The following is a 4,994-nucleotide window of genomic DNA, read 5'->3' as shown; positions in this document are numbered from 1 at the left end:
GGGCGGGGGGCCGGGGGGGGCTATCCCTGGGGGCCCGTGGGGGGCGCGGGGTCGGGGGGGGGGGGCCCCGGGGTGTGTTGCGGCCCGGGCCCGGCCCCCCCGGCAGTCAGGTGCGGTTATACTCGGTGGGCACGGGGGCGAATCAGGTCCAGCGCGATCATGGTTTCGGCGATCTGCACCGCGTTCAGCGCCGCCCCCTTGCGCAGATTGTCGGAGACGCACCAGAAGGCCAGCCCGTTGGGCACGGTGGGGTCGATCCGCAGCCGCGACACGTAAGTCGCGTCCTCGCCGACACATTCGATCGGCGTGACGTAGCCGCCATCCTCCTGCTTGTCGTGCAGGATGACGCCCGGCGCGTCGCGCAGGACGGCGCGGGCGCGCTCCAGGTCCACCGGTTCCTCGCATTCCACCACCACGGCCTCGGAATGGCCGATGAAGACCGGCACCCGCACGCAGGTAGCGAATACAGAGATATCAGGGTCGAGGATTTTGCGGGTCTCGACCGCCATCTTCCATTCCTCTTTCGTCGCGCCGTCATCCATGAAGCGGTCGATATGGGGAATGCAGTTGAAGGCGATCTGCTTGGTGAACTGTTCCGGGCTGGCCGGGTCGCCGACGAAGCTGCCGCGCGACTGGATGAACAGCTCGTCCATGCCTTCCTTGCCCGCGCCGGCCACCGCCTGGTAGGTGGCGACGACCACGCGGCGGATGGTGAACAGGTCGTGCAGCGGCTTCAGCGCCACCACCATCTGGATGGTCGAGCAGTTGGGATTGGCGATGATGCCGCGCTTCGCCTTCTTCAGCGCGTCGGGGTTCACCTCGGGCACCACCAGCGGCACGTCGGGCTCCATGCGGAACTGCGACGTGTTGTCGATGACGATGCAGCCCGCCTTGGCCGCGCGCGGCGCATGCACGGCCGAGACCGAGGCGCCGGGCGAGAACAGGGCGATGTCCCAGCCGGTGAAGTCGAAGGTTTCCAGGTTCTGGACCTTCAGCACCTTCTTCTCGCCGAACGAGATCTCCTGCCCGGCCGAGCGGGCCGAGGCGAGGGCGGCAATCTCGGTAATCGGGAACGCGCGTTCGGCCAGCGTTTTGAGAATTTCACGCCCCACGGCTCCCGTGGCGCCTACGACCGCGACGCGGTATCCCATCGACACAATCCCTGATCTATGCCCCCGGCCTGTCCGGCGAGCGTTGAATCTCCGAAACGGAGCGTGGTGAGAGGTAGTGCCAGACCGGGTGCTATGCAAGCGAACGCCGCCGTCGGGCGCGGTTTTTCCCCGTTCCGGCCCCTGTGGGCTGGCGGGGGTCTCATGCTTGTGTTGCCTTTCGGGCGTTGCCGCGCGTTGTCATGATGGCCGCGCGGGTGCCACATGGGCGTGGTGATCCGGGGCGTGATGTCCGGCGCCATGCGTCCGCTTCCGCCATCGGTCCGCGCGGTGGCGGCCTGTCCAGGGGGATTCCCGTCATGTCGTTTTCTCGCGATATTTCGTCGCCGGCGCGCAGCAGGCACGCCATTCCGCCGTCGGGCACGAAGCCGGCACCGGCCTGCACGCTGGTCATTTTCGGCGCGCGCGGCGACCTGACCAAGCGGCTGCTGATCCCGGCACTCTATAATCTGGCGGGCAGTTCCCTGCTGGACGCGGATTTCCGCGTGCTGGGCGTGGACCGTGTGCCCGGCACCGCCGCCGACTGGCGGGATGGGCTGGCCGCCACGATGCAGGACTTCACCAAAGACCCGGACGGTGAGTTTTATACGCCGACCATCGACCAGGACGCCTGGACCTGGGTCGCCGACCGGCTGGACTACGTTCAGGCCGATTTCGCGGATCTGGGGCAGATGCGCGCGCTGGCGGAGCGGGTGAAGGGCAATGCCGTCTTCTATCTGGCGGTGCCGTCGCGCTTCTTCGGCCCGTTGGTGGAGATGCTGGGGCAGGCAGGGCTGGTGACCCAGCAGGAGGGGACCTTCCGCCGGGTGGTGATCGAGAAGCCGTTCGGCTCCGACCTCGCCACGGCGCGGGCCTTGAACCGGCAGGTGCTGGGGGTGCTGGACGAGCAGCAGGTCTATCGGATTGACCATTTCCTGGGCAAGGAGACGGTCCAGAACATCCTGGCCATGCGGTTCGGCAACCTGATCTTCGAACCGCTCTGGCGCAGCGATTATATCGACCATGTGCAGATCACGGCGGCGGAGACCATCGGGGTGGAGCAGCGCGGCGCGTTCTACGAGCCCACGGGCGCGTTGCGCGACATGGTGCCCAACCATCTGTTCCAGTTGTTCGCCATGGTGGCGATGGAGCCGCCGGCCTCGTTCTCGGCCGAGACGGTGCGCACGGCGAAGGAGCAATTGTTCGAGTCCGTCCGCCCCGTGCGGCCGGAGGATGCGGTGCGCGGCCAGTATCGGGCCGGCACCGTCGAGGGCCGGCCGGTGGTGGCCTATCGCGCCGCGCCCGGTGTCGCGCCCGACAGCGTGACGGAGACCTACGTGGCGCTGAAACTGCATGTGGATAACTGGCGCTGGTCGGGGGTGCCTTTCTATCTGCGGACGGGCAAGTCGCTGGGCGGGCGGCGGACCGAGGTGGTGGTGCAGTTCAAGAAGCCGCCGGTGGCGATCTTTCGCGGCACCGCGACCGACAGCCTGCCGCCCAACCGCATGATCCTGAACGTGCAGCCGGCTCAGGGCCTGACGATCGAGATGGCGGCCAAGCATCCCGGCCCCGCGATGGATCTGGCGGGGGTGCAGGTGAAGTTCCGCTATGAGGATGCGTTCGAACTGCAACCCAATGTGGGGTACGAGACGCTGCTGTACGATTGCCTGACCGGCGATGCCACGCTGTTCCAGCGGGCGGACAATATCGACGCGGCCTGGGCAGCGGTCGATCCGGTGCTGCAATCCTGGGGGCAGGGGGCCGAGGGGCTGGAATTCTACGATGCCGGGGCTACCGGGCCCGCGGGCGCCGATGCGCTGCTGGCGCGCTACGGGCGGGCCTGGTACCCGCTTGACGGGTCCTGAAGGCGGGCTCTGCCCGAACCCGGCAGGGGTCGCGGACCCCTGCACCCCAATAGGTCGATCGTGCTCAGTGCGTGGCGGCAGCCTGTTTCGGATGGTTGTCCGACTGGCGGAACAGGGTGTCGGCGGCTTTCTTCTGCGCGTCGCTCAAGCCGTTATACAGCGTGCGGAAGGCCATGTTCAGTGCCTGGAGGTCCTGCGCGCGCTGGGTGATCAGGTCGGCGTAGGACTGCATGTTGTCCGGCGCGCTCATGGTGGCGAGCTTGGCGCGGCGCTGCTCGATCGTGTCATGGAAACGCGCCGCGTTGTCGCGCATCACCTGCGCGAAGGCGTTCCATGCGCTTTCCTGCGCGGTGGTGATGCCCAGTTGCCGATGCAGCGTGGCGATATGGGATTCGAGTTGGTCCGGTGAAGGATCATGCGGTGTGTGGACCGGCACGGCCGAGCCCTGCGTGGCCGCAGGCGTGGCGGAGGTCGGGGCCGTGGTGTCGGCGGCCGCCAGGGCTGGCGTGGCCAGCAGGGTGAGGGCGGCGAGGAGGGAAAGCCGGCGGACAGTCATGGACGGAGGTCTCCGGAAAATCATGGGCTGAACGGAGCCGGGCCTTTCGGCCCGGGCGGGTTCAGTAAGGCGGCGCCCCGTAACCGTAGGGCGCCTGTGGATAATAAGCCGGCGGGGGCGGCGGCGGTTCCGGCTGGGGCGGATAATAGACGGCGGGCGGCGGCGCGGCCTGCGGGGCCAGCGCGCCCCCCAGGAGGGCGCCAACCGCCAGGCCGGCGATGCCGGCACCGATGGCGGCCCCGGCGCCGGGACCGCGACGGCGGCCCCGGTCATCGCCGCGCCAGCCGGGGCCGCCGCCCCGGTTCCAGCCGCCGCGCTCCGGCCCGCGACCGTGCCAGCCATTGTCGTGACGGCCACGGTCCCAATGTTGCGCGAGGGCCGGGCCGGAGGCCGCGATCGGTGTGGCTGTGGCCAGCAGGAGGCAGGCCATCAGAAATGGGCGTGTGCGGACCCGCATGACGGGACTCCTATGGGTCTGTCGCCAGTTCGGCCCTGGTGAACCGAATTCTGTTTCATGTCAGGATGATCGGTGCCGATCGTGTCAGAAACAGGGCTGAAGCGGGGTGCGGATCGGGCGTTCGGGGTCAGGCGGCGGGCGACAGGCGCTTTGCCAGGGCGGACAGGCGGTGCCGGCGCAGTTCGTTCCGGGCCTTGGCGTCGTTTTCCATGTAGTTGAGCTGGATCGTATAGCGCCGGCCGACATATTGCCGGTGGCCGTGCCAGGTGGTGGGGCCATTGGGGAAGATCAGCAGCGTGCCGTCGACGGGCGGGATCTCGGCCGCGTAATCCTCGACATCGTCCGGGCCGCGCAGCAGGCGCAGGCAACCTTCCTGCCGGGCCCAGGCCTCGCTGGCCGGGTTGAGATACAGCAGCACCGTCACGCGCTTGGCCACGGAATCGCAATGGATGCGTCCATCCTTGGCCCGCGTGCGGCCGCGCAGGGTCAGCATGGTCGGCGCGTCGGTCAGGTCCAGGGCGAATTTGCGGGCGATCGCCGCGCGCAGGACGGGGCCTTCCAGTTCCGCGACCAGGTCCCGTGCCAGGGGCGACAGGTTGAGCGAAGAGGGGGGGAACGACCCGCCGGACGACAGTTCGGGCAGGGAGGCCACCAGCGCCGCCAGGTCGTCCGGCCGGATGAAGTTCCGGACCACGGCATGGGGAAACGGCGTGCTGGAAACGGGAGCGGCTTCCAGGGCGGCATAATCGGGGCGGATCGGCGTGGTGACGGTCATGGAACCTGCATGGGATGATGAAAACCACATCCCGATTCCTAGAGCCGGAGCCGGCGAGAAAGCAAGGCGGCCGGAAACGGGGGCGGGGGGGGGGGGGGGGGCCCCCCCCCGGGGGGGGGGGCCCCCCCCCCGCGGCAGGGGGGGGGGGGCGGCGCGGGGGGGGGGAGGGTCGCCCCCCCCCCCCGCCCGGCCC

At 69.1% G+C, this 4,994-nt stretch carries 5 protein-coding genes; 1 reads left to right on the top strand and 4 read right to left on the bottom strand.

The features are described 5' to 3' along the window. Positions 1-116: 116 nt before the first annotated feature. On the bottom strand, positions 117-1,151 hold the full coding sequence (locus ABF821_RS19930; protein ID WP_182973112.1) for an aspartate-semialdehyde dehydrogenase: 1,035 nt from the start codon (positions 1,149-1,151) through the stop codon (positions 117-119). 317 nt (positions 1,152-1,468) lie between these two features. Between ABF821_RS19930 and zwf the strand changes: the two genes are divergently transcribed. Then, the gene (gene zwf / locus ABF821_RS19925) at positions 1,469-3,013 is read left to right on the top strand and encodes a glucose-6-phosphate dehydrogenase (RefSeq protein ID WP_415531342.1); all 1,545 of its coding nucleotides are present in this window, start codon (positions 1,469-1,471) and stop codon (positions 3,011-3,013) included. Between the two features lie 64 nt (positions 3,014-3,077). Here zwf and ABF821_RS19920 read toward each other — a convergent pair whose 3' ends face one another. From ABF821_RS19920 to ABF821_RS19910, 3 genes are all read right to left on the bottom strand, one after another. After that, positions 3,078-3,569 (bottom strand): Spy/CpxP family protein refolding chaperone, encoded by a 492-nt coding sequence (locus tag ABF821_RS19920; RefSeq protein WP_415531341.1) that lies wholly within the window; start codon positions 3,567-3,569, stop codon positions 3,078-3,080. Between the two features lie 61 nt (positions 3,570-3,630). Continuing rightward, positions 3,631-4,026 carry a hypothetical protein gene (locus ABF821_RS19915; protein WP_415531340.1) on the bottom strand — a complete coding sequence of 132 codons (396 nt, stop codon included), beginning with the start codon at positions 4,024-4,026 and terminating at the stop codon, positions 3,631-3,633. A gap of 127 nt (positions 4,027-4,153) precedes the next feature. After that, on the bottom strand, positions 4,154-4,801 hold the full coding sequence (locus tag ABF821_RS19910) for a 2OG-Fe(II) oxygenase family protein (protein ID WP_182973116.1): 648 nt from the start codon (positions 4,799-4,801) through the stop codon (positions 4,154-4,156). Positions 4,802-4,994 lie beyond the last annotated feature (193 nt).

The organism is Gluconacetobacter sp. (assembly GCF_047721585.1).
Lineage (GTDB): Bacteria > Pseudomonadota > Alphaproteobacteria > Acetobacterales > Acetobacteraceae > Gluconacetobacter > Gluconacetobacter dulcium.
This window is presented reverse-complemented; position numbering and strand designations above follow the sequence as displayed.

Excerpts from the sequence above, each read along its gene's own strand:
- ABF821_RS19930 (WP_182973112.1), bottom strand. The coding sequence starts at position 1,151 with ATGGGATACCGCGTCGCGGTCGTAGGCGCCACGGGAGCCGTGGGGCGT.
- zwf (WP_415531342.1), top strand. The coding sequence starts at position 1,469 with ATGTCGTTTTCTCGCGATATTTCGTCGCCGGCGCGCAGCAGGCACGCC.
- ABF821_RS19920 (WP_415531341.1), bottom strand. The coding sequence starts at position 3,569 with ATGACTGTCCGCCGGCTTTCCCTCCTCGCCGCCCTCACCCTGCTGGCC.
- ABF821_RS19915 (WP_415531340.1), bottom strand. The coding sequence starts at position 4,026 with ATGCGGGTCCGCACACGCCCATTTCTGATGGCCTGCCTCCTGCTGGCC.
- ABF821_RS19910 (WP_182973116.1), bottom strand. The coding sequence starts at position 4,801 with ATGACCGTCACCACGCCGATCCGCCCCGATTATGCCGCCCTGGAAGCC.